The 22,853-nt window shown below is 66.6% G+C and carries 25 protein-coding genes, 1 tRNA gene, 1 other RNA gene and 1 pseudogene; 11 read left to right on the top strand and 17 right to left on the bottom strand.

Features of this window, described 5'->3' with window-relative positions:
* The first annotated feature begins 65 nt into the window (after positions 1 to 65).
* Positions 66 to 959 (top strand): hypothetical protein, encoded by an 894-nt coding sequence (locus EDD25_RS11170; protein WP_134173335.1) that lies wholly within the window; start codon positions 66 to 68, stop codon positions 957 to 959.
* Positions 960 to 1,216: 257 nt separating this feature from the next.
* Here EDD25_RS11170 and EDD25_RS11165 read toward each other — a convergent pair whose 3' ends face one another.
* The 4 genes from EDD25_RS11165 to ffs form a co-directional block, all read right to left on the bottom strand.
* The gene (locus tag EDD25_RS11165; RefSeq protein ID WP_134173334.1) at positions 1,217 to 2,440 is read right to left on the bottom strand and encodes an acetate/propionate family kinase; all 1,224 of its coding nucleotides are present in this window, start codon (positions 2,438 to 2,440) and stop codon (positions 1,217 to 1,219) included.
* The gene (pta, locus tag EDD25_RS11160) at positions 2,437 to 4,644 is read right to left on the bottom strand and encodes a phosphate acetyltransferase (RefSeq protein WP_134175400.1); all 2,208 of its coding nucleotides are present in this window, start codon (positions 4,642 to 4,644) and stop codon (positions 2,437 to 2,439) included. The genes EDD25_RS11165 and pta overlap by 4 nt, the downstream gene beginning before the upstream one ends.
* A 254-nt stretch (positions 4,645 to 4,898) precedes the next feature.
* Complete coding sequence (locus tag EDD25_RS11155; RefSeq protein WP_134173333.1) at positions 4,899 to 7,358, bottom strand: phosphoketolase family protein; 2,460 nt, start codon at positions 7,356 to 7,358, stop codon at positions 4,899 to 4,901.
* 119 nt (positions 7,359 to 7,477) lie between these two features.
* Positions 7,478 to 7,574, bottom strand: an RNA gene (gene ffs / locus EDD25_RS11150) — signal recognition particle sRNA small type.
* A 142-nt stretch (positions 7,575 to 7,716) separates the two neighbouring features.
* On the opposite strand from ffs, the gene EDD25_RS11145 reads away from it, so the two are divergent.
* Positions 7,717 to 7,804, top strand: a tRNA-Ser gene (locus tag EDD25_RS11145).
* A 213-nt stretch (positions 7,805 to 8,017) separates the two neighbouring features.
* Here EDD25_RS11145 and EDD25_RS11140 read toward each other — a convergent pair.
* From EDD25_RS11140 to EDD25_RS11125, 4 genes are all read right to left on the bottom strand, one after another.
* The gene (locus EDD25_RS11140; RefSeq protein WP_422386796.1) at positions 8,018 to 9,151 is read right to left on the bottom strand and encodes a sulfate/molybdate ABC transporter ATP-binding protein; all 1,134 of its coding nucleotides are present in this window, start codon (positions 9,149 to 9,151) and stop codon (positions 8,018 to 8,020) included.
* Entirely contained in the window at positions 9,148 to 9,921 is a 774-nt protein-coding gene (locus EDD25_RS11135; RefSeq protein WP_134175398.1) for an ABC transporter permease, read from the bottom strand. The genes EDD25_RS11140 and EDD25_RS11135 overlap by 4 nt, the downstream gene beginning before the upstream one ends.
* Positions 9,922 to 9,988: 67 nt before the next feature.
* Positions 9,989 to 10,756, bottom strand: coding sequence for a molybdate ABC transporter substrate-binding protein (gene modA / locus EDD25_RS11130; RefSeq protein ID WP_134173331.1), 768 nt, complete (start codon positions 10,754 to 10,756; stop codon positions 9,989 to 9,991).
* Entirely contained in the window at positions 10,753 to 11,157 is a 405-nt protein-coding gene (locus EDD25_RS11125) for a TOBE domain-containing protein (RefSeq protein ID WP_134173330.1), read from the bottom strand. The genes modA and EDD25_RS11125 overlap by 4 nt, the downstream gene beginning before the upstream one ends.
* A gap of 177 nt (positions 11,158 to 11,334) precedes the next feature.
* Here EDD25_RS11125 and EDD25_RS11120 point away from each other — a divergent pair, with 177 nt between their 5' ends.
* The 6 genes from EDD25_RS11120 to EDD25_RS11095 all read left to right on the top strand — a co-directional run bounded on the left by EDD25_RS11120 (position 11,335) and on the right by EDD25_RS11095 (position 15,698).
* Entirely contained in the window at positions 11,335 to 12,498 is a 1,164-nt protein-coding gene (locus EDD25_RS11120; RefSeq protein WP_134173329.1) for a ThiF family adenylyltransferase, read from the top strand.
* A 108-nt stretch (positions 12,499 to 12,606) separates the two neighbouring features.
* Positions 12,607 to 13,902, top strand: a complete 1,296-nt coding sequence (locus EDD25_RS11115) for a molybdopterin molybdotransferase MoeA (protein ID WP_198418889.1) — start codon at positions 12,607 to 12,609, stop codon at positions 13,900 to 13,902.
* Positions 13,899 to 14,411, top strand: coding sequence for a cyclic pyranopterin monophosphate synthase MoaC (gene moaC, locus EDD25_RS11110; RefSeq protein ID WP_134173328.1), 513 nt, complete (start codon positions 13,899 to 13,901; stop codon positions 14,409 to 14,411). The genes EDD25_RS11115 and moaC overlap by 4 nt, the downstream gene beginning before the upstream one ends.
* A 128-nt stretch (positions 14,412 to 14,539) precedes the next feature.
* Entirely contained in the window at positions 14,540 to 15,187 is a 648-nt protein-coding gene (gene mobA / locus EDD25_RS11105; RefSeq protein ID WP_134173327.1) for a molybdenum cofactor guanylyltransferase, read from the top strand.
* Positions 15,184 to 15,459: a DUF6457 domain-containing protein gene (locus EDD25_RS11100; RefSeq protein WP_134173326.1), complete on the top strand. Its 276-nt coding sequence runs from the start codon at positions 15,184 to 15,186 to the stop codon at positions 15,457 to 15,459. The genes mobA and EDD25_RS11100 overlap by 4 nt, the downstream gene beginning before the upstream one ends.
* Positions 15,459 to 15,698 (top strand): MoaD/ThiS family protein, encoded by a 240-nt coding sequence (locus EDD25_RS11095; protein ID WP_134173325.1) that lies wholly within the window; start codon positions 15,459 to 15,461, stop codon positions 15,696 to 15,698. The genes EDD25_RS11100 and EDD25_RS11095 overlap by 1 nt, the downstream gene beginning before the upstream one ends.
* 29 nt (positions 15,699 to 15,727) lie before the next feature.
* On the opposite strand, the gene EDD25_RS11090 is transcribed toward EDD25_RS11095, so the two are convergent.
* The 6 genes and pseudogenes from EDD25_RS11090 to EDD25_RS11065 all read right to left on the bottom strand — a co-directional run bounded on the left by EDD25_RS11090 (position 15,728) and on the right by EDD25_RS11065 (position 19,539).
* Positions 15,728 to 16,186: a molybdenum cofactor biosynthesis protein MoaE gene (locus tag EDD25_RS11090; RefSeq protein ID WP_134173324.1), complete on the bottom strand. Its 459-nt coding sequence runs from the start codon at positions 16,184 to 16,186 to the stop codon at positions 15,728 to 15,730.
* Positions 16,186 to 16,701 carry a MogA/MoaB family molybdenum cofactor biosynthesis protein gene (locus EDD25_RS11085; RefSeq protein WP_134173323.1) on the bottom strand — a complete coding sequence of 172 codons (516 nt, stop codon included), beginning with the start codon at positions 16,699 to 16,701 and terminating at the stop codon, positions 16,186 to 16,188. The genes EDD25_RS11090 and EDD25_RS11085 overlap by 1 nt, the downstream gene beginning before the upstream one ends.
* 46 nt (positions 16,702 to 16,747) lie before the next feature.
* Complete coding sequence (locus tag EDD25_RS11080; protein WP_134173322.1) at positions 16,748 to 16,972, bottom strand: putative acetyltransferase; 225 nt, start codon at positions 16,970 to 16,972, stop codon at positions 16,748 to 16,750.
* A gap of 124 nt (positions 16,973 to 17,096) precedes the next feature.
* Positions 17,097 to 17,679, bottom strand: a pseudogene (locus EDD25_RS17990) (recombinase family protein).
* Between the two features lie 226 nt (positions 17,680 to 17,905).
* Positions 17,906 to 18,418 carry a hypothetical protein gene (locus tag EDD25_RS11070; protein ID WP_134173321.1) on the bottom strand — a complete coding sequence of 171 codons (513 nt, stop codon included), beginning with the start codon at positions 18,416 to 18,418 and terminating at the stop codon, positions 17,906 to 17,908.
* 560 nt (positions 18,419 to 18,978) lie between these two features.
* On the bottom strand, positions 18,979 to 19,539 hold the full coding sequence (locus EDD25_RS11065; RefSeq protein WP_134173320.1) for a helix-turn-helix domain-containing protein: 561 nt from the start codon (positions 19,537 to 19,539) through the stop codon (positions 18,979 to 18,981).
* Positions 19,540 to 19,661: 122 nt separating this feature from the next.
* Between EDD25_RS11065 and EDD25_RS11060 the strand changes: the two genes are divergently transcribed.
* On the top strand, positions 19,662 to 20,078 hold the full coding sequence (locus EDD25_RS11060) for a hypothetical protein (protein ID WP_134173319.1): 417 nt from the start codon (positions 19,662 to 19,664) through the stop codon (positions 20,076 to 20,078).
* Between the two features lie 139 nt (positions 20,079 to 20,217).
* Here EDD25_RS11060 and EDD25_RS11055 read toward each other — a convergent pair whose 3' ends face one another.
* Both EDD25_RS11055 and EDD25_RS11050 read right to left on the bottom strand, forming a co-directional pair.
* Complete coding sequence (locus EDD25_RS11055; RefSeq protein WP_134173318.1) at positions 20,218 to 20,475, bottom strand: type II toxin-antitoxin system RelE family toxin; 258 nt, start codon at positions 20,473 to 20,475, stop codon at positions 20,218 to 20,220.
* Positions 20,472 to 20,720, bottom strand: a complete 249-nt coding sequence (locus EDD25_RS11050; protein ID WP_134173317.1) for a type II toxin-antitoxin system Phd/YefM family antitoxin — start codon at positions 20,718 to 20,720, stop codon at positions 20,472 to 20,474. Before EDD25_RS11050 ends, EDD25_RS11055 begins: the two co-directional genes overlap by 4 nt.
* A 434-nt stretch (positions 20,721 to 21,154) precedes the next feature.
* Between EDD25_RS11050 and EDD25_RS11045 the strand changes: the two genes are divergently transcribed.
* Positions 21,155 to 21,643 (top strand): CPBP family glutamic-type intramembrane protease, encoded by a 489-nt coding sequence (locus tag EDD25_RS11045; RefSeq protein ID WP_134173316.1) that lies wholly within the window; start codon positions 21,155 to 21,157, stop codon positions 21,641 to 21,643.
* Positions 21,644 to 21,918: 275 nt separating this feature from the next.
* Positions 21,919 to 22,173, top strand: coding sequence for a hypothetical protein (locus tag EDD25_RS11040; RefSeq protein ID WP_134173315.1), 255 nt, complete (start codon positions 21,919 to 21,921; stop codon positions 22,171 to 22,173).
* A 171-nt stretch (positions 22,174 to 22,344) separates the two neighbouring features.
* Here EDD25_RS11040 and EDD25_RS11035 read toward each other — a convergent pair whose 3' ends face one another.
* Positions 22,345 to 22,845, bottom strand: a complete 501-nt coding sequence (locus tag EDD25_RS11035; protein WP_134173314.1) for a DUF427 domain-containing protein — start codon at positions 22,843 to 22,845, stop codon at positions 22,345 to 22,347.
* Between the last annotated feature and the right edge of the window lie 8 nt (positions 22,846 to 22,853).

The following is a 22,853-nucleotide window of genomic DNA, read 5'->3' as shown; positions in this document are numbered from 1 at the left end:
AGAAACACTCCCCCGGGTCGGTCGAGGACCGACCCCATCGCGGCGCCGGGGTCCACCCTCGATGCATGCGCCCCCTTCTTCTGTTGTGTTCTCTCGGGCATGTCGCCTCCACCCACGAGCTCCGCACGCGCGGCGTTGCCGCAACGGAGATTCGAGCGGCCGTGGCCGGTGGAATGATCTCTCGGGTTTCCCGAGGAACGTACGTGTGCGCCCACGTCGATCCCGAGCAGAACATCGCCGCGGCGAATCATGCTCGAATCGCGTGCCTCAGTGCACTGCGCCGTGGGAGAGTATGGGCCGGCCTCGATCTCTCCCTGCACCTGGCGCTTCCACCCGGGGCGCGCGGCACCGGATACACGAGTCACCCGCGCCCGACGGAAGCTCTCGATGGGCGGGAGATCCATTACCACTGGGGGGTGCCCCGCTTCGACGAGGGCGCGAGGTGTTGGCTGGTGAGCCCCATGGAAGCCGTGTGGCAAGGCATCCATTGTCTGGACGAGGAGCACGCCATCGCCTGCCTTGAGTCCGCCGTGCACGAGAAATTCCTCACCATCAACGAGGTGCGTCGCATCTGCGCGCATGCTCCGGCCCGCCTGCACCGAGGCATCCGGGAGATGGAATTAACCGCAGATTCCGGGCTCGAAACGGTCGTACGCCGGCGCCTGCGCCATGAGGGATACCGAGTGGATGCCCAGGTGCGCGTCGGACAGCCGGGAACCGAAACGATGCCCCCGGAAGATCTCGTTGTGGAGGATTGCGTGGCCGTCGAAATCGATGGGCAGGAGTGGCACGGTGAGAGCCGGTTTCACCCGGACCACACCCGCGATCTGCAGGCGGCGGGTCTGGGCCGCCCGACCCTTCGCCTCACGTACGCGCAGATCCTGTTCGAGTGGCCGACCACACTCGCCGCGATAGACCGCACGGTCGTCGACGCGCGTCGGGCTCGGCACCACCACTAAAACCGGCACATTTACGACACGCCGGCCCGCGCGGCGCGGCAGCTCGGCGTGTCTCGAAAACACCGGTTTTGCGCACACCGCACACCGCACGCGGATGCCGACGCTCCCGGCTCCCCGGGACATCCGTCACCCGTCGCCGAGCCGCACGTCACCCTAAAACCGGCAAAGTTCGCGACACGCCGGCCCGCGCGGCGCGGCAGCTCGGCGTGTCTCGAAAACACCGGTTTTGCGGGAAGGGTGGCCGGGTTGGTGCGGGGTTAGCCGACCTTGGAGAGGGTCTGGCGGGCGATCTCGAGCTCCTCGTTGGTGGGGATGACGAGCACGGTGACGGCGGAGTCGTCGGTCGAGATGCGCCGCGGGCCGCGCGTGCGTGCCTCGTTGCGCTCCGCGTCGATGATGATGCCGAGCGCCTCGAGCCCGGCCAGGGCACGGCCGCGTATGAGAGCGCTGTTCTCGCCGACGCCGGCCGTGAAGGTGATGACGTCGACGTGGCCGAGCTGGGCGTAGTACGACCCGACATAACCCTTGAGCCGGTGCACGTACACGTCGAGGGCCAGCTGGGACGGCCCGTCGCCGGAGTCGGCGGCCGTGACCACGTCGCGCAGGTCGCCGCGTCCGGTGAGCCCGAGCAGGCCGCTCCCCCGGTTGAGCAGGGCGTCGAGGTCGTCGATGTCGAGGCCGGCCTTGCGGTGCAGGTGGAACAAGACGCCCGGGTCGATGTCGCCGGAGCGGGTGCCCATGACGAGTCCTTCGAGCGGGGTCATGCCCATGCTCGTCTCGACCGAGCGGCCGGCGCGCACGGCGCAGACGGAGCCGCCGTTGCCGAGGTGCAGCACGATCTGGTTCAGGTCCTCCACGGGGCGGCCCAGGAAGTCGGCGCCGGCGCGGGAAACAAAACTGTGTGAGGTGCCGTGGAACCCGTACCGGCGCACCCGAAAACGTTCGGCGAGGTCCGCGTTGATGGCGTAGGTGAAGGCCTCGGGCGGCAGCGTCTGGTGAAAGGCGGTGTCAAAGACGGCCACGTGCGGCACCGACGCGAACGCTTCGATCGCGGCCGTGATGCCCTGCAGGGCGCCGGGGTTGTGCAGCGGCGCGAGCCCGGCGAGCTCGTCGATGTCGCGCTCGACCGCCTCGGTCACGACCGTCGGCTCGTGAAAACGAGCTCCGCCATGCACGACGCGGTGCCCGACGGCCACGGGCGCGTGGTCATCGAGCGACGGTCCGTGGTCACGGAACGCCTCCAGCATCACGGCGAAGCCCGCCGTGTGGTCGGGAATGGGCAGCTCCCGCTCAGTGGTCGCCGTTTCGCGAACGGATGCCGCGGTATCCGTCGACCCGGAGGCGACGGTGTGCGAGGACTGGCCCATCAGCTCGCCGATGCGCTCGACGAGGCCGCTCGCGAGAGTCGTCTCGGTGCTCATCTCGATCAGCTGGTATTTGAACGACGAGGATCCGGAGTTGACCACGAGCACCGCGGTCATGCGTGCACCCCGGCCGCGGCCGACACCGCGGCGGCGGCCGCCTCATCGAGGGAGGCTGCCTGGATGGCCGTGATGGCGACGGTGTTGACGATGTCCTGCACAAGCGCTCCGCGGGACAGGTCATTGATCGGCTTGCGCAGGCCCTGCAGGATCGGTCCGATCGCGACGGCGTTGGCCGAGCGCTGCACCGCCTTGTAGGTGTTGTTACCGGTGTTCAGGTCGGGGAAGATGAACACGGTGGCCCGGCCGGCGACCTGGGAACCGGGCATCTTCGTGGCCGCCACCGCGGCATCCGCTGCGGCGTCGTACTGAATCGGCCCCTCGACCAGCAGGTCGGGGCGGCGCTGGCGCACGAGGGCGGTCGCGGCGCGCACCTTGTCAACGTCGGCGCCCTCGCCCGACTCGCCCGTGGAGTAGGAGAGCATCGCGATGCGGGGCTCGATGCCGAACTGCACGGCAGTCTCGGAGGCGGAGATGGCGATGTCCGCCAGCTCCTCGGCCGTGGGGTCCGGGATGATCGCGCAGTCGCCATAGACGAGCACGCGGTCCGCGAGCGCCATCAGGAATACGCTCGACACCACGCCGACGCCTGGCCGGGTCTTGATGATCTGGAAGCTCGGCCGGATGGTGTGCGCGGTCGTGTGGGTGGCGCCGGAAACCATGCCGTCGGCGATGCCGAGCTGCACCATCATCGTTCCGAAGAAGGAGAGGTCGGTCACGGTGTCGCGTGCCTGGTCCAGGGTGACGCCCTTGTGGGCGCGCAGCCGAGCGTATTCCTCAGCGAAACGCAGACGCAGCACGTCGTCGAACGGGCTCAGGATGTGCGCCTTCGAAATGTCGAGGCCAAGACCGATCGCGCGGGAGCGCACCTCGATCTCCTCACCGAGGATGGTGAGGTCGGCCACGTCTCGGGCGAGCAGCGTGGCGGCGGCGCGCAGCACGCGGTCGTCGTCGCCCTCCGGCAACACGATGTGGCGGCGTTTGCTGCGGGCGCGCTCGAGCAGGGCATACTCGAACATGAGCGGGGTCACGACGTCGGCGCGGCTCACCTCGAGGCGTTCGAGTAGAGCGGATGCGTCGACGTGCTTCTCGAACAGGGCCAGCGCGGTGTCATGCTTGCGCTGTGAATCGGCGGCGAGGCGCCCGCGAGTGTGGGTGACCCGCAGCGCCGTCTCGTACGAGCCGAGCTTGGTGCTGATGATCGGCAGCGAGGGGGTGAGCCCCTCCATCAGGCGCTGGATCTGCTCGGGCAGCTCGAAGCCGCCGTTGAGCACGATGCCGGCGATAGAGGGGAAGGTGGCGGCCGAGTTGGCCATCAGCACGGCGAGCAGCACGTCCTCGCGGTCGCCGGGCACCACCACGACGGAGCCTTCGATGAGCCGTGGCAGCACGTTGACCATTGACATAGCCGCCACGACCACGCCGAGCGCTTCGCGGGCGAGCAGTTCGGGGTCGCCCTTGATGAGCGCGCCGTCCACGGCCTGCATGATGCTCTTCATGCTCGGCGCCACGAGGTAGGGGTCTTCGGGCACGGCCCACACGGGGATGCCCACGGTGGACTCCCCGCGGTTGCTCGGTGCATCGACCACTGTCCGAACGGCGGCGACGACCTCGTTGAGCTGTGCGGCATCCGCTCGGTTCACGACGATGGCAAGAACGGATGCGTGTTCGTCGCGCAACTCGGCGAGCGCCACGTCGGTCTGCTGACGGATGTCACTCGTGGAGCGCGGGTCACTCTGGCCGAGCCATTCTCCCTGCCCCTGGCCCACGCGTCCGCCGAGCACGAGCAGCACGGGAGCGCCGAGGTTGGCGGCGATGCGCGCGTTGAAGGCGAGCTCGGTGGGACTGCCCACGTCGGTGTAGTCGCTGCCAACGATGACGACGGTGTCACACACCGCCTCGACGGCCTTGTAGCGCTGCACGATGCGGGCGAGCGCGGCGTCCGGGTCGCTGTTCACCGCGTCGTAGGTGACTCCGATGCTCTGCTCGTAGTCCTGAGCGGAGACCGCGCCGGCCGGCTCGCCGGCGTTCAGGTGCCGAAGCAGCAGCTCGACAACGTAGTCGGGTTCGTCCGTCGAGCGAGCAACCGGGCGGAACACACCGACGCGCTGCACCGAATGGGTGAGGGTGTCGAGCACGCCGAGCGCGATGGTGGACTTGCCGGTGTTGCCTTCGGCCGAGGTGATGTAGATGCTTCGTGCCACGGTATCCATTCAATCTTCTTGCGGATGAGAGAGTGCAGGACGCGGTGTTCCCTGCCCGTGGAACGGGCAACATCGACCGAATCGCAACTAAATACTGGTGTGGCCCCTGCGAGAGGACGCACCGTTTTGAAAGTGTTGACCGGCGGTTCTCCGGCGAAATCTCAGCGGCCAGTGCTGGCGTGGATCGCCGAACGGAACGCAGGGCCAACCTGCCTAGTATGCCCCTTCACTTTGTCACCGCCAGTCAGGTTCCCCTAAACAGGAGGCTCAGCAGCCGCCTCGGGGGCCTGTCCCCAGGCCCAATCGGCGACCTCAGGCGCGTCTTCCCCATGGTCGCGCGTGTACTGGCGGGCGAGCAGTCGGGCATCCTGCATCTGCTGCCGCAGCAAGCCGGCCCTGGCGCCGAGGCCGGGAACTCGATCGATCACGTCCATCACGAGGTGGTACCTGTCGAGGTCGTTGAGCATCACCATGTCGAACGGCGTCGTGGTGGTTCCGATCTCCTTGTAGCCGCGCACGTGCAGGTTGTCGTGCCCGGTGCGCTTGTAAGTGAGCCGATGGATCAGCCAGGGGTAGCCGTGGTAGGCGAACACGATCGGTTTGTCCGGCGTGAAGATCGCGTCGAACTCACGGTCGGAGAGACCGTGCGGGTGATCCTCGGCCGATTGCAGCCGCATGAGGTCGACGACATTCACCACGCGCACCGCGAGGGACGGCAGGTGCTCGCGCAGGATCGCCGCAGCGGCGAGTACCTCCAGCGTTGGAACATCGCCGGCAGCCGCGAGTACCACGTCGGGCGACATCCCGGGCGTCTCGGTGCCGGCCCAGTCGAAGATGCCGAGGCCGCGGGTGCAGTGGGCCACGGCCTCCTCCATGGTGAGCAGGTTGGGTGCCGGCTGCTTGCCCGCCACGACGACGTTCACGTAGTTCACGCTGCGCAGGCAGTGGTCGTAGGTGCTGAGCAGTGTGTTCGCGTCGAACGGCAGATACACCCGCACGACATCGGCGCTCTTGTTCACGACGTGATCGATGAAGCCGGGATCCTGGTGCGAGAACCCGTTGTGGTCCTGCCGCCACACGTGCGAACTCAGTAGGTAGTTGAGGCTCGAAATCGGTGCGCGCCACGGGATGTCGGCGGTGACCTTGAGCCACTTGGCGTGCTGGTTGAACATGGAATCCACGATGTGAATGAACGCCTCGTAGCAGTTGAACAGGCCGTGCCGGCCGGTGAGCAGGTAGCCCTCGAGCCAGCCCTGGCACTGGTGCTCACTGAGCATCTCCATCACCCGGCCGGCCCGCGCCAGGTTCATGTCATTGGGCCGAATCTCGGCGTTCCACTGTTTATCGGTCGCCTCATACACGGCCGGCGCCAACCGATTCGACGCGGTCTCGTCGGGGCCGAAGATGCGAAAATTGTCCGGATTCAAGCGGATGACCTCGGCCAGGTAACCGCCGAGCACGCGCGTGGCCTCGCCCAGCGTCGCCCCCGGCGCGGGCACGTCAACGGCGAAATCGCGAAAGTCAGGCAGGTCAAGATTGCGGCGCAGCAGTCCCCCGTTGGACACCGGGTTGGCGCTCATGCGCAGGGGTCCGCTCGGGGCGAGCGCGGTGATGCCTGCCGCGGGGGCGCCGCTCTCGTCGAAGAGTTCCTCCGGACGGTAGGAGTGCATCCACTCTTCGAGCAGTCGAGTGTGCGCCTCGGTGTCGCGGGCGTTGCCGAGCGGCACCTGGTGGGCGCGCCACGTTCCCTCGACCGGAAGACCGTCGATCTCGGCCGGGCAGGTCCAGCCCTTGGGAGTTCGGAGGATGATCATCGGCCACAGCGGCCGCGCGAAGTCTTCACCGGCGGCGTTCGCCTGCGCGGCGGCGCGCTTGATCTCCGAGATCTCGTTCAGCACCACGTCGAGGGTCTCGGCCATGCGCGCGTGAACGAGCATCGGGTCTTCGCCGTGGAAGCCGCCGGACACGATGTGCGGCGTGTGCCCGTAGCCGCGCATGAGGTTCAGCAGCTCGGCCTCGGGGATGCGGGCGAGCACGGTGGGGTTGGCGATCTTGTAGCCGTTGAGATGCAGGATGGGCAGCACGACGCCGTCGTGCAGGGGGTCGATGAACTTGTTCGAGTGCCAGCTGGTGGCGAGGGGACCGGTCTCCGCTTCGCCATCGCCGACCACGGCCGCCACCAGCAGGTCGGGGTTGTCGAACGCCGCCCCGTAGGCGTGACTCAGGGCGTAGCCGAGCTCGCCGCCCTCGTGAATCGACCCCGGCAACTCCGGTGAGGCGTGGCTGGGGATGCCGCCGGGGAAGGAGAATTGCCGGAAGAGTTTCTGCACCCCGGCCTCGGTCTGCTCGATGTCGCTGTAGATCTCGGAGTACGTGCCGTCAAGGTAGGCGTTCGCGACCATGCCGGGGCCGCCGTGACCGGGGCCGGTCACATAGAGCGTGCTCAGCTTGCGCTCGAGGATGGCCCGATTGAGGTGCGCATAGAGAAAATTCAGTCCGGGCGTTGTGCCCCAGTGCCCGAGCAGCCGCGGCTTGATGTGCTCAGCGCGAAGCGGCTCCCGGAGCAGGGCGTTGCCGAGCAGATAGATCTGCCCGATCGAGAGGTAGTTCGCGGCCCGCCACCACGCATCGATGCTCGCGAGCGCTGCGGCGTCCAGAGGCGCCGGCGGTTGCGCAGGCCAGGAGGTCACGGGGGTGGTCGTCGAATCAGGCATCGGTCCTTCGCATCCCACGGCGCGGCGGCCGCACCGGGCCAGTTTAGGGATGCCGTCACGACCGCTCAAGGGCCATCGGTCCCGACTTCGGGCGGACTCCGGGTGCGGATCCTTAAAAAGAGAAGGACCCCCCGCGCACCCGCCAGAGCCCGGTTACCCTTGCTACGTTTCCGTCCTGGGGGAATTGGCCTGGATGGCGCCACGCGAGGAGCCGTACACTAGCTTAGGCGAGATCGGGCCGCATCATTCACACCCGCCATTTCCCGGCGGTTTGAGTGACCGAAGCAGCGGTGGCAGCAGACGCCGCCAGAAACAGGTAGGATTCTCTGGTGCCGTTCCCTTGGGAAACGGCCGGCCAGGAGAATTCGCCTAGTGGCCTATGGCGCACGCTTGGAAAGCGTGTTGGGTGAAAGCCCTCGGGGGTTCGAATCCCCCATTCTCCGCCACCCTACTCACACAGGACCATAGCTCCCGGCTTACCGGGAGCTATGGTCCTTTTCTGTTCGTCAGGTCCGCTCAGGTGCCGGGCGTTCCGGGCCGGGGAGGCATCCGTCGACCCTGACGCCTGCTAAAACCGGCACATTTCGCGACGCGCCGTGCCGGGTGGCACACCGGCCCGGCGTGTCTCAGCATCACCGGTTTTGCGTGGGGCCGGCGGGTCAGAGGGGGTAAGTGACGGCGTCGACAGCGGCGAACGAAAAGTAGGCGCGGATGCCCGGCCCGAGATCGAGATCGGCGATCACCCGGGGAGTGAGATCGGCGAAGAGTCCGTCGGAGCGTACCCGCACGACGTCGCCGCGAGGCTCAAGGTCGCGCACAAGCGCGGGCAGCACCGTGAGATTCGGGCCCCGGGGTTCGGTGAGCGAGACGAGCACGTTCGCGGGACGAACGGCCACACCGACGCGCGAACCTGCCGGCATGTCGGCCGGGGCGCCGGAGGGGCAGGGCAGGATGACGGTTGCGTCGGCATCCATCACCACACCGGCGTGCGTGTTCGTTCCGGTGATGAGGTTAAGGGCAGCGAGGTCGGCGGTGAAACGCGTGCGGGGGCGCTCGAGAACATCGCGGGTGGGACCCTGTTCGATGATGCGCCCCTCGTGCATCACCACGACCCGGTCCGCGAGGGTGAGGGCGTCGAGCACGTCGTGGGTCACGATGAGCACGGTCTGGTCGGCGAGCACCCGGCGGAGCATGCGCCGTAGCACGGGCGCCGCGGCCACGTCGAGCGCGGCGAGTGGCTCGTCGAGCAACAAGAGTTGCGGCTCCGCGGCGAGGGCACGGGCGACGGCCACCCGCTGCGCCTGCCCGCCCGAGAGCCGTGCCGGGCGGCGTGCGGCGAGGTCGGTTGCATCGACCTCACCCAGCCAGTGGAGCGCCCTGGCCTGGGCCTCTCGCCGGGTTGCCCCGGCACTTCGCGGGCCGAAGGCCACATTGGCGGCGCTGCTCAGGTGGGGAAAGAGCAGGGCATCCTGGGCGAGGAGCGCGACACCGCGGGCATGCGGCGGCAGCCAGGTGTCTTGGGGGCGGCCGGTGCGGGAGCCGCCCGGCGCGGCGAATTCCCGGGACGCGTGACCGTGCTGATCGTCGGCCGACTCTGATCCCAAACGGAAGAGGGCGCGCCCGGCGAGTGCGGCCCGACCGGTTTCCGGGCGCACCAGGCCGGCGAGCACCCCGAGGAGCGTGGATTTTCCGGCGCCGTTCGGCCCGAGGATGGCGACGGTCTCGCCGCGCTCAACGTGCAGTCGCACGTCGAGGCCGCGCTCGGGCATCCGTGCACTGAGGTGCAGCATCAGGCGGCCCTGCGCAGAAAACCGGTGGCCGGGTTCGCGCCGCGGTGTGCAAAGCCCACCACGAGCACGGCCACCACGACGAGCACGAGCGAGAGGGCCACGGCGGCATCGGGGTCGATTTCCCGCTGCAAGTAGATCTCCAGGGGCAGCGTTCGGGTGACTCCCTGCAGGCTTCCGGCGAAGGTGAGCGTCGCGCCGAATTCTCCGAGCGCCCGGGCGAACGACAAGACCGCGCCGGAGACGATGGCGGGCAGGACCAGCGGCAAAGTGACCCGGCGCAGCACCGTGGTCGGCGCCGCTCCGAGGGTGGCGGCGACGGCTTCGTATCGCGTTCCGACGGCGCGGAGTCCGCCTTCCAGACTCAGCACAAGGTACGGGAGGGCCACAAAGGTCTGCGCGAGCACGACGGCCGTCGTGGAGAACGCGATCTGGATCCCGAGCACCTCGAAGGTCTCGCCGAGCAGTCCGCGGCGCCCGAACGTATACAGCAGGGCGATTCCGCCGACAACCGGCGGCAGAACGAGCGGCAGGAGAACGAGCGGGCGCAGCAGGCCTTGCCCCGGGAACCGCGTTCGAGCCAGGGAGAGGGCCATCGGCACGCCCACGAGCACGCAGAGCACGGTGGCGATGCTGGATGTGCGCAGGCTCAGCAGCAGCGCGGCAATGGATGACTCGCTCGTGACGAGTTCGAGGAAACTGCCCCAGTTGACCCGGGTGACCATCGCCACGAGCGGAAGCACCACAAACACCGAACCGACGGCGGCAACGGCCATGACCCAGCCCGGAACGGATGCGAAGTGCGCCGTCCCGGCCGCGGAGACGGTGGTGGCGCGCCGGGCGTCAGGGGCGGCCAAAGCCGGCCACCCGCAGAATCTTCTGGGCGGGCGCGCTCGCGACCCAGACGGCAAAGGCCGCCGCGAGAGCCGGGTTGCGCGAATCGGTAAGGGCCGCAATCGGGTAGGTGTTCACGATTCCGGCGGACTCCGGGAACGCGATGCCCTCGACGGCGCTCCCCGCGGCCAAGGCGTCCGTGACGTAGACGAGGCCGGCATCCGCTGCACGTGAGCTCACCTTGCCGAGCACGTCGGTCACGGAGAATTCCTCGCTGACCGGTGTGAGCGCGACGCCCGTCGCCGCCTCGACGGCGACGGCGGCCGCTCCGCACGGCACCTGCGGGGCGCAGACCACGGTCGACACTCCGGTTCGAGCGAGATCGTCGAACGATTCAATGCCACCCGGATTTCCCGGCGGCACGACGATGGTGAGGGTGTTCGAGGCGAAGTCAACGGGGGCGTCGGCGAGGGACACCTCCGTCAGCCTGGCCATATTCCTGGTGTCAGCGGAGGCGAAAACGTCGGCCGGTGCGCCCTCGATGATCTGGGTGACCAGGTCGGAGGAACCCGCGAAGTTGAGGGTGATCGTCGTTCCGGGGTGCTCGGCTTCGAAGGCGGCCTTCATCAGGGTGAAGGGGGCCGTGAGCGAGGCCGCGGCGAACACGATGACCGATCCGTGAAGGTCGTTCGTGCCGGACGGCCGGGCAACCGGCGTACTCGCGCAGCCGGCGAGGGCCACGATCAGCGTGGCAGCAAGGACCAGGCGCGCTCTCATGCCGGGCGGGCCGGGGTTTCGACGATCACGTTCGTGGCCTTGATCACGGCCACGCTGAGCGAGCCGATTTCGAGGCCGAGCTCACGCACGGCCTCGCTCGACATGAGCGAGACCACGCGGTGCGCACCGCACTGCAACTCGACCTGGGCCATGACGGTGTCCATGGTGATCGCGGTCACGATTCCCACAAAACGATTGCGAGCACTGCGCCCCACGAGGGAAGGGTCGGCAAGTGCGCTCGCCTGTTCCACTGCGAAGGCGGCGAGTTGGGCGCCGTCAATCGCGAGACGACCGGCGGAATCCACCGCGGCATCCATTCGACCGGCATCAACCCAGCGACGCACGGTGTCATCACTGACGCCCAGGAGCTGGGCCGCCTCACTGATTCGATACTGAGCCATACTGTGCATATTATCACCGCATCTGCGTCGCTTTACTGGATTTCTTCCCGCCTTCGCGCATGGCGACCACACGCCGCCGGCGTAGAAAATACCCCTGCGCGGCGCGGGAAGGAGCGACGACCGCCACGGTTTGGCTCCCGGTCGCACGCGGCGCAAACACCGCCTAGCCTTAACACCATGGCTATCCCCCCTCTCGTCGAGCCCGTTGACCGGCTCAGCGCCGCCGAATCCGTTCGCACCGCCCGCCAGCGGCGCCTGCCCCAGCTCAACGAACTCGGTCAGCGCCGACTGGCGAACGCGCGCATCCTCGTGCTCGGCGCGGGCGGGCTCGGATCGCCCGCGCTCCTCTACCTGGCTGCGGCCGGCGTGGGCACCATCGGCATCGTCGACGACGACGACGTGGAGCCGAGCAATCTGCAGCGCCAAATCGTGCACGGCGTCACCGACGTCGGGCGTCCCAAGGTCGCCAGCGCCGCGGAGGCCATCGCCCGCATCGCCCCCGAAGCCACCGTGATCCAGCACAGCGAACGCCTGGTGGCCCAGAACGCCGCCGCCATCCTGGGCAATTACGACGTGATCATCGACGGCACCGACAACTTCCCCACCAGGTTCCTCGTGAACGACACCTGCGCGGCGCTCGGGATTCCACTCGTATGGGCATCCGTTCTGCGTTTCGACGCCCAACTCACCGTGTTCTGGGCCAACCCGCCCGCCGGGAGCGGTATCACCGGCGTGCACCTGCGTGACCTGTTCCCGACCCCGCCCGCCGAGGGAGAGGTGCCCAACTGCGCCGACGCGGGAGTGCTCGGCGCCCTGTGCGGCCAGGTGGGCTCGCTCATGGCGACCGAGACCATCAAACTCGTCACGGGCATCGGCTCCCCCCTGATCGGACGGGTGCTCGTGATCGACGCACTCTCCGGACGATTCAGCGAGGTGCCGCTCGTGGGCACCGGAATCGCCGCGGCCCCACTGCCCGGCGAATCGCCCGTTCCCGAGGCGAGCGGCGTGCCCGAAATCACGACGCCGGAGCTGGTGGCACGGCTCGCCGCCCGGTCCGCGGGCCTCGACGACTTTCTCGTGGTCGATGTGCGCGAGCCCAGTGAGCATGCCGAAACGGCGATTCCGGATGCCCGACTCCTGCCGCTCGACAGCATCCTGACCGCCCAGGGCCAGGCGTCGCTCCCCCGCGACCTGCCCCTCGTCGTGCACTGCCATACGGGGACGCGCGCAAACCGGGCGGCGATCGCGCTGCGTGAGGCCGGGTTCACGGATGTGTGCGTACTCACCGGGGGGATCGTGGCGTGGAACGACGCCGCCGCTGTCGCCGCGGACGCGACGTAGCACGTGGCCGACTTCCCACTCCTGCCGGGCGCCCCTCGGCCCACGGGAGACACGCACGGGCATGACCGGGCGGCTGATGCCTGTGCGCCACCGGTATCCGCTCGCACCGTGGCCGAGCAGCTGGCGGCCGTGCTCGCCGAGTGCCATGTGTTGGCGCCCACGCAGGTGTCGCTCGACGACGTGCGTGGGCTGGTGCTCGCCGAAGACATCCACAGCGCCACCGCAACTCCCCCCTTCGACAATTCGGCGATGGACGGCTACGCCGTGCGTCGCGCTGACGTGCTGCTCGCGAGCCCCACGAACCCGATCACGCTGCCCGTGATCGCCGACCTCGCCGCCGGTACCGCCGAGAACCCCTTCATCGAACCCGGCCGAACGGCACGCATCATGACCGGGGCGCCGCTGCCCGATGGGGCGGACGCGATCGTTCCGATCGAAGGCACCGACCAAGGGACCGAGTGGGTCACCATCACCGTTGCTCCCAAGGAGCACGCGCACATTCGTCGCGCCGGCGAAGACGCGCACGCCGGCGACACGGTGCTGCATGCTGGATCGGTGCTCTGGCCCACGCGGATAGCGGCGGCGGCGAGCGCCGGGACGTCCGTCGTCCTCGCCCACCCGGCGCCCCGGGTAGCCGTGATCTCCACGGGGAGCGAGCTCGTGACTCCCGGTGATTCCACCCGGCGCGGGCAGATTCCCGATTCGAACTCCTTTCTCCTCGCCGCAGCCGTTGCCGAGGCCGGCGGCATCCCCATTCGCGTTGGCGCGGTTCCCGACGATGAGCGCACGCTGCGGGAACTCCTGTCGTCACTGGCCGAAACGGTCGACGCGATCGTGCTTTCCGGGGGTGTGAGCGTGGGCGCCTACGACGTCGTGAAGGCCGTGCTCGCCCCGCTCGGCACCGTTCGATTCGGACCGGTGAAGATGCAACCGGGCAAGCCGCAGGGTTTCGGCCGCTGGCCGATGCCCGCCGACTCCGCAAACGGCAGCGCACCCGACCCAGCGGGCGAGCTGAATGATGATCCCTCGGCAACGCCCGGCAGACCGGCCCGCCCCGGTCCGGTCATCTTTGCGCTACCCGGCAACCCGGTGAGCGCTTACGTGTCCTTCGAGGTCTTCGTGCGCCCGGCCCTGCGCCGGATGCTTGGACGCACCGACCTGCACCGCCCGACCATCACCGCAACCGTCGACCGGGGCTGGCGCTCGCCTCCCGGACGCGCGCAGTACATGCCCGTGATCATCGACCGCGACGGCGAACGCACCCTCGTGCGCCCGGCCGCGGCCGGCGGCTCCGGATCACACCTCGTGGCTGGACTCGGCCAGGCGACCGGGCTGGCAATCGTTTCGGAAAGTTCGACTCAGATTAGCGACGGTGACCTCGTGACTGTCATGCTGACATCATGAACCCTGCCGCCGACGGGACGCCCTCCGCGGCCCCCCAGCCCTTCACCCACCTGGATGCCACGGGCCAGGCCCGTATGGTCGACGTCACCGAGAAGAAGCCCACCGTTCGCAGCGCCACCGCCGCCGGCTTCGTTCGCTGTGGCGAGAAAGTCATCGCAGCGCTCCGCGACGGCACGGCGCCCAAGGGCGACGTGCTCGCCGTTGCCCGCATTGCCGGTATTCAGGGCGCCAAGAAGACCCCTGACCTGCTGCCCCTCGCTCACGTGATCGGCGTGCATGGCGCCGTCGTCGACCTCGTCGTGGGCGATACGGGCGTCGACATCACAGCCACGGTGCGCACCGCCGATCGCACGGGCGTGGAGATGGAGGCCCTGACGGCCGTGTCCGTCGCCGCCCTCGCCGTGGTTGACATGGTCAAGGGCCTCGACAAGTCCGTCACGATCGAAAACGTGCGCCTGCTCGCCAAAACCGGCGGCAAGTCAGGCGACTGGCACCGCGCAGGCGAGTAGCGCATGCCCGCACTCGCGCCGCCGCACCGTACCACCATGGTCGGCTGCCGCCATCAGCCGGGCGCCTTGTCGCCGGGGACGCACCCGCACGCTCGGCGGCGGGCCCCGCTCACGAACGTTCCACGCCGATGAACGACGCACCCAGCGTCGACCTGATCGTGCTCGCGGGCGGACGCGGCAGCAGACTCGGTGGAGCGGTGAAGCCCGCGGTCGAGGTTGCGGGCCGTACGCTGCTCTCTCGGGTGCTCGACGCGCGCGAGTTCGTGCGACATACCGTGATCGTGGGTCCCCCGGCCGCTCACGCCGCGGCCGGCGACGCCCAGGCGCTCTGGGCGCTCGAAGATCCGCCTTTTGGCGGCCCCGTGGCGGGTATCTCGGCGGGCCTTGACGCACTCGACCCCTCGAATCCTCCCGACTGGTTCCTCCTGCTCGCCTGCGATCTGCCCTGGGCAGCGGATGCCGCCCGCACGCTGCTGGCGACCCTGGCCGACCCTACGCTCTCGCCCGCCGTTGAGGGCCTGCACCTCATCGATGCCGAGGGCCACGCCCAGTGGCTCACGGCAGCGTATCGGAACGACGCCCTGCGCCCGGCCATGCACCGCCTGGGTGCACGGGCGCGGGGGGCCAGCATGCGCCAGCTGGTGGGTTCACTCGCGCTTCACGGCATCCTTGATCACACCGGGGCGGCAACCGACGTGGACACATGGCAGGATGTTTCGGAGAGCGCCGCGCGGTTGACCAGCGCGACCGACAGCGCAGGGAGAACCGCAGAATGACGAAACCCGCCCCACTTGCCCCCGAGGCGCTCGACGAATGGCTCGTGGCCCTCGCCGAGGAGCTCGGGCTCGACCCGGCCGATGTTCCCGTCGCCACCCTGCTCGACGTGGCCCGTGACGTTGCCCACAACGTGGCTCGCCCGGCCGCGCCGCTGAGCACGTTCCTGGTTGGCCTCGCTGCCGCACGAAACGGTGGCAGCCGCGACGACATCGCGGCGGCCTGCGCATCGGCTACCGAGCTGGCCCTCTCCTGGACGCCGGAAAAGCTCTGATGGCCACCATACGATTCTTCGCCGGAGCCGCCGAGGCCGCCGACGCCGACGGTGCGAACGTCAACGCCGGCACGATCGGCGAGCTGCGGGCCGCGCTCGTGCAGCGCTACGGACCCGAATTCGCCCGCGTTCTCGGCCTCTGCTCACTTCTCGTCAACGGCTCACGGGCCACGGATGACGCGGCGCACCTCGCCGAGACCGATTCCGTTGACGTGCTGCCCCCCTTCGCCGGCGGCTAGGACCCCCTGCGCCGCCTCCGCTCCCAGCCCTAGACCAGCCCCACCCAGGAGGTGGCGCCGTCGATCTCATGCTGCTTCTTCCAAATGGGCACGTCGGCCTTCACCGTCTCCACGAGATCCTCACAGGCCGCGAACGCCACAGCCCGGTGGGCACTCGCCGCGGCGGCAACGAGGGCCAGATCGCCCACCTCAAGAGGGCCGATCCGGTGGCTGACCGCCAGGTTCACCAACGGATGCTTCGCGCGCATCCGTTCGGCAATCTCGCCAATGATGCGCCCCGCGTCGGGGTGCGCGCTGTATTCCAGCCCGACCACGCGGTTCACGGCGTCGGGGTCGTGGTCGCGCACCTGACCGATGAACGTCACCACCGCGCCGCAGGCGCTCGTGGACACCGCGGCGACGTGCTCCCCGATGTCGAGGGGGGCATCCGTCACCCGGGCGAAACCGGGAGCAGCCGTCTCATTCGGCGTTGGCCCTGGGCCGGGCATCAGTGGTCGCCGCCGTCGAGCTGGTCGAGAATGTGACGCACAAGCGGGGCAACGAGGGCGACGCCGTCGCGCACGCCACCAGTGGATCCGGGGAGGTTCACGACGAGGGCGCCGGCGTTTCCGGCTGAGTCGGCCACGCCCGACAATCCACGGGACAGGACCGCGGTGGGGATCGTGCTGGCGCTCTGCGCGCGCAGCCGCTCGGCGATGCCGGGCAGCGCAATCCGTAGCACAGGCCAGGTGCCCTCTGGGGTGAGGTCACGGGCGCTCACGCCCGTGCCGCCGCTCGTGATCACGAGGCGGGCACCGTCAGCGAGCGCCGCCGCGATGGCGCCGGTGACGCTTTCGGCACCGTCGGGCACGACGCGGGCCGGGCCGCAGGGAATCCCCGCATCGGCGAGGGCGGTCACGGCGGCGGGGCCGGAGAGGTCTGGTCGTTCGCCGCGGGCACACCGGTCGGACACCGTGATGACGACCGTGTGTACTTCGGCCCCGAGCTTGAGCTGTGTTTTCACAATCTCACAGTACCCCGCAGCCCTCACTGCACGCCGCCGTTCGTGCCTACTCCGGGAGTCGCCGCGCCCTCGGCGCCGGGGGCGGGGGAACCTCTTTCGCGGCCACGACGTCGGCGAGCGCCAGCGTCACGAGACCGCGTTTTGTCTCGACCCGGCAGGATGCCGCACCGACGAATCGCAGGTAACCCAGGGCATCCGTGTACCCACCGTCGATTCGCGTGCGAACGACCACGCGGGTGCCGAGTTCTGCGCCGGCCAGAAAGTCACTCATGCCTTGAGCGTACGCCGCGAGGACCATGACCCACTGTATCGACGTTGAAACCATACGGACGGCTTGCCGCAGTGGATCGCAGAGGCGATGGCCGGAATACGGCAGGGCTAAATGGCGCGAACTCTCATTCGCCGAGAGCGCGCGATCTCCTGTAAAACGTCGCGCGGGACATCCCAGAATCGCGGGCAACCTGGGCAGCGGGCTCGCCGCCCTCAACCAAGCGGATTGCGCTGCGAATCTGACTCTCTGTGACCCGGCGAGGTCGCCCGCCCAGACTCTTCCCCGCGGCACGCCTCTGGCTGATCGAGTCAAGGACCCGCTCGCGTTTGATGTCGTGTTCCGTCTGCGCCAGCGCAGCCATGATCGTGAACAGCATCGAACCCATCGGAGTCGAGGTGTCAACGTCTCCCCCCGCCGAGGTTCAGTACGCGAAGGCCCGCGCCGCGCTCGCGCAGCCCGTGAGCGAAATCGAGCATGTTCTGCGTCGATCGGCCGAGCCGATCGAGGGCCGTTATGAGAAGCGTGTCGCCTTCTTCGAGCGCGTCGAGAGCGAGATCAAAGCGTGGCCGCGATGCACCAGCACCCGAAGCGCCGTGGTCGACGTAGAGGTCGTCGCGACGGACGCCTGCGGCTAGAAGGTCCGCCTCCTGCCGATCCGTTGACTGCTGCCGAGTCGATACTCACGCGTATCCGATCAATTTTTCCATGATGCTCCTGACGTCTCGTAACCAACGGTGAGTACGTCAACCTACCCAGTTGGTTGCGAAACATAGATGCGAGAATCACCGAAATTCGCCAAAATCTCGGAGCTATCTGCCCCAATACGGCAGGCAGCAAGACGTCGTGTTTCTATACGGTTGTGCCAGAGTGTTGTCGAACCCGGCCGCTAGCCGGCCTGGCCATCACGCGCCAGCGGCCCGATCGGGCATTGAATCAATCGACCGAGCCAGCAGGGTTCGCGGTGTCGTTGCCTTCGACATCTCCACGCCTCGCAGCCAGCACAGATTTTACGAGCAGATAGAACGTCACAATCAGAACCACATGCACGGCCGAGTTCGAGCCTCCCTCCGTAATCCATCCTTCGAGCCAGGGCGCTGGACCCCGGTTTAGGTTCATGACGGTAAATCCTTGGACGAGCAAAGTCACGCTTGCAACCACTTGAGCAACTGTTCCCAGGCCAAATCCCACTCTGAACACGAATCGTGCTGCTGACCGTTGTCTCCTGATCGCCACAGTCAACACCCACAGCACTGCGCCACTAGCTACAGCAATCGTCAGTACTTGAAGCAGGCCGGCGTTCGGCTCAGTGACGGCGACAAGTTGATTGCCTAGATCGAAAACAGCACCACCCGCCAGACCGACGATCTGAATCGAAAGGAAGCCTGTGAGTAGGACATAGATCAGACTGATAAGAAATCCACACAAGAACCAAACAGTATTTTTCATGCATCCCCGATGATTATTTCCGCGTGAATGTCATCACGGCGAGCTTCTAGGCTAACCACACGCCACCGGGCTCGTATTGGCGCGGGTGAGCAGGTGGCCCGCACCTACTGCGGGATCGACTAACCGATACGGGATCATCCACCCATCCAGTTGTGGGCCGGAGAGAATCCTTCAAGGCCTCCGACGGACGGGTCGAACCCGTGTTGTTCGTGAGCACGAAATCTCAAATTGGGGATTTCGTGCTCACTCACCGGGCGCAAGTGATCCCTTACGCCTATATCCACGCGCCGCTGTCTCTCAACCGAAGTGCCTCGTAACGAATCGTTACTACCACCCCGAGACACCCGGAATCCACAGCCGACACGGGGCAACCGACGGCGTGCTCAATGTGGCCCCGCTGTGACGCCCCAGATCAATAGGGATACAAGACAACGCATGAAGCCGTCCCAGTCCGATTGAACGGCGGTCGGCATCCAAACCGCTCATCGGGACGCGACCCTGAATCTTTGGTACCACGTGAGCGATAACCGCTGTTTGTCCGGTCATGAGGCTTCTGCAAACTAGTGCAACGGCGGTGTTGTACTGGCTTGCTCTCGCGCAGTTGCGTTTTCTTCCCTGACTCGCCACGAGCCTCTCGCTGAGTTTCGCCGTGCTCGGATCTGCTGCCTACTCATGGAGTGCGGATAGTCCTTCTGTAGCCGCGGTTCGAGGTAGATCCTGCGGACGGAGACCAGAATCATGTACCCGCCTATCCAATAAGAGAAGAACACCGTGGCACCGTACGTGGACAAAGTGAAGCTCACGAAGGTGAGGATGACGCCGATCCCGACATAAAGCCAACGCCACCCCTTCTCGATCCGTTCACGGGCTGACTGCTCTTCCGCGGCGCGGGATTCGAAGAACTCGACCCTGTCACGAAGCACTGCATCATCGATCTGGGAATAGAGATCGTGCACAGATACACGCAGGGCGGACGCGACTAAAGACAATGTCTCGAGACTCGCTTCCTGCCCTGCTTCCAGCCTCTGGATGGTTCTTAGCCCGACACCGGCTGCCGTCGCGAGCCGTTCTTGCGTCCAACCATGATCCAGCCGAAGCTGCACGATCCTCGTTGTATTCATGGATTGAATGGTGGCATGCCAGGCTCTGCCAGTACAACGTCACGTCACCGCCAATGAGCCGCCACATTCCCGCCGCACCTTCAACCGCCCGCACTTCCCACGTGGTGTGGAAGAATCGCGCCATGAGCCGAACCTTTGCACAGATCGGCGCGGCAGCGTTGCTCTGCGTCATCCCTCTCGCCCTGGGAGGATGTTCGCTCCTAGACAACCATCGTTCGCTCACGCTTCGGACGGTTATGGATGCGGAATACGATGCTCCCGACACCACCTCGAACCCAGTCGAGATGACCAGAACCGCCTGCGGACAGGAGCTTGGCTGCGTGGAGGCGTACGACACGGATGAAGCAACGTATATCCGATTTGAGAGCCGGGATCGTGCCGCCGAGTATGGCTCTTCGCTAGATGATGGCTTCGTCGTGAACTACATCGTCATGGACTTCGCCGGCAAGGATGGCACGTCACCCCAGCATCAGCGCTCGGCGATGGAAGTACTCGCGGGCACCTGGCAGGACTACCACGGCACGTTCCCAGACCGATAGGCCTGCCAACGCACAAAACCGCTGATCGGTCGGCGCATAACACCTGCGCGGTATGATCCATCGATCGCGAGACGAGATGTTTGACTGGGCGGCCGAACACGCTGGGTGACGGTCGCAGAGGATGACCCGTGGCGGCCTATTAGCGGTCGTAGACGTCGCTTCTATGGCCGAGAGACACGACAACGACGAGTAGAACGTCATCGTGAATCGTATAGATAATCCGATAGTTTGCGACACGAACCCTGAGCCCAGGTCGGCCCTGGAGTGCCTTGGCACCGGGTGGCCGCGGATCCTCACCCAGCAGGGCGATCGCACCACGGATTCGGTCGCGATCTTTGTGATCAATGTGCTTCAGTGCACGAACTGCGGCAGGTCGCAGTTCGATTCGATACGTCATACCCAGCCCAGGTCCGCCTTGACCTGGGCCCACGGAATGTTTGGCCCTTCTTCCGCCAACGCGTCGTCGAAAGCGGCGGCATCCTCGGCGTCCTCGAGTGCTTCCAGCATCCGCTCATATCGCTCGGGACTGATGACCACTGCTGCACGTTGTCCACGGCGCTCTATGAACACAGCTTCCCCTTTGGCGCGGGCGATCACGTCCGAGAAGTGGTTACGTGCGTCTGCGACACTGACATTAGACATGATTCAAATGTACATCGTAGACACTTCGATGTACAGGATTAGGCCGCGCCGTCAACGTTCGGCCATATCGCGCTCCCTGCGGTGCCTCACAACCAAAGTGCCTCACAAACAATGGGTTTCGAAAACGCGACTCGGGCCGGCGGCGCCAAATAGTGATGCAAAAACGTGGCCGTTTATCGTCGCGATTCACAGCTCGCCGGTATGGAGCAGAGCCACGAGGGTTCAATGAATCCGGTTTCAAAGGGGGGGGGATTTGGATGCGGTTCCAGCCCACACGGGATACCTTCTGGGGCTGTTCAGAGCTAACCTGTTCCCGTTCTGGCTGCATCGAGAATCTCCCAAAGCCCGCACATAGCCGTGACACCTGAACGCGAGTTTCCCCATGCGAACGATGGCGATCCCCTTACTCCGGCGCGCTCCACACTCTCGAGCGGGTGCCGTGGAGAGCCGTGATCGTCTTCACCATCCTGGCTTGTGGGGCCGCATGGCTCGTCGCTCTACTGCTCTGGCTCGCAGGGGACGGGCGTGCAAACCCGATCGCTGCGCTTGTTTCTGCCGGTGGTGATGTTCACACCGCTGCTGGCCACCCTGGTTGTCGTTCTCCTCGTGCAAATCTCCTGGGCGTGGGACTCATGGTCGGGGGTTGCACCTTTTACGGCGTGCTCCTCGGCTGGCTGCGCCCGCGCACGGGTTCCCGCTGGCCCGCGGTCTTCGCGCACGGTGCCTTCAATGCGACGGCGGGGTTCCTCGGCCTTGTCGTTGCGGCAGGCTCGGTCGCCGACCCAGTAGCGCTCGGTCCGCTGGTCTGGGTGGCGTGGATCATCATGGGCCTGGTGATCGGTGTGCTCGTACTCACCGGGCAGTTCCGTCGGCAACCCCAGCTGGGTCGGATGCCTGTTCCGCGGGTCACCACAGACCAATGACCCCGACGACAGTGTGCTCGATCGTCAGGTTTTGCGGCCTAACACTGGATTGAGTCTAAAACAATGCGGTCGGCTTGCTTCTTTCTGGCCGGGGCCAGTAGGGTTCAGGAAAAGGTGGGATTGCCCAGGATCCGTCGGATCTAAAGACGTCCACCGCCAGTCCGGGGGGCGTGATGTTTCTTTTCATTGGCCTGTCGGTATTCACGGTGGTCGGGGTCACCTGCCTGCCCCTGTACTTCGCGTCGAAGAGTGGACGACTGCAAAGAAACAGGCCGATGGGAATCAAGACTCGTGCCACCTTCGAGCCCAATGAAGAGTGGAGGCGTGGTGACCCGACCGCCGCTCCGTGGATACTATTCACGGTCACCATCGCGTTTTCGGCAGCGCTGGTACACGGGGCACTCATGCTCGCCTTCGGTGACACTCTGAGCAACACTGCGATCGCAACCATCTCCTTCGTGGGATTTGGCGGGATTCTGGGCACTCTCATCTCAGCCGGGTTTGCTGCCACCCGCACTGCTCGCGAATGACAAAAATAACCACTCCACCTGTGTCAATGAGTGCAACGCATAACGCCACCCGAACGCCTCACCGAGCCAAACGCCACTCTCAAAACAATTGCAGAGCTGCCGCTCGAATGGTTTGTCGGTACCCTGAGTCGGCGCCGCCCATGCAGCCAGCCCACGGCATCCGTTTACGCGCTACCAGCCCCAGGTGCCGGCAGCACCCTTGAACGGGCCGACGATCTTTGCCGTGATCCAACCGCCGTAGAAATCGCCGTCCTGGGCCGTGACCGTCTCGCCGTCAACCGTGCAGCGTTCCATCGAACCCGGGTACACCGCAACACGGCCCTCAAGGCCTTCGAACCCGGCTCTCGGCTGCGGGTAGAACCATGCGGCCCGCTCGGCGCTTCCCACGCTGAGGTAGCTCGCGGCGCCCTTGAACTCACACATCGTCTGCCCGGCGACGGGCTGCAGCACACCCGCAACGAAAGCGCTGCGGGGCACGTAATAGACCGGCGGATGACTCGTCTCCAGAACGCGCACCACATCGGTCGTGTCGAGAATCTGCTGGCCATCCAGCTCGATCGTGACCCGCTCACTCATGCGTTCTACGCGCGGCGGGCGCGGGTAATCCCACACAGATTCCTGCCCGGGGCCGGGCGTCACACGGTTCTTCCCTGGCTGCTGACGAGCGCTCATTCCACGAT

Origin of the sequence: Cryobacterium psychrophilum (genome assembly GCF_004365915.1) — a bacterium.
GTDB lineage: Bacteria > Actinomycetota > Actinomycetes > Actinomycetales > Microbacteriaceae > Cryobacterium > Cryobacterium psychrophilum.
This window is presented reverse-complemented; position numbering and strand designations above follow the sequence as displayed.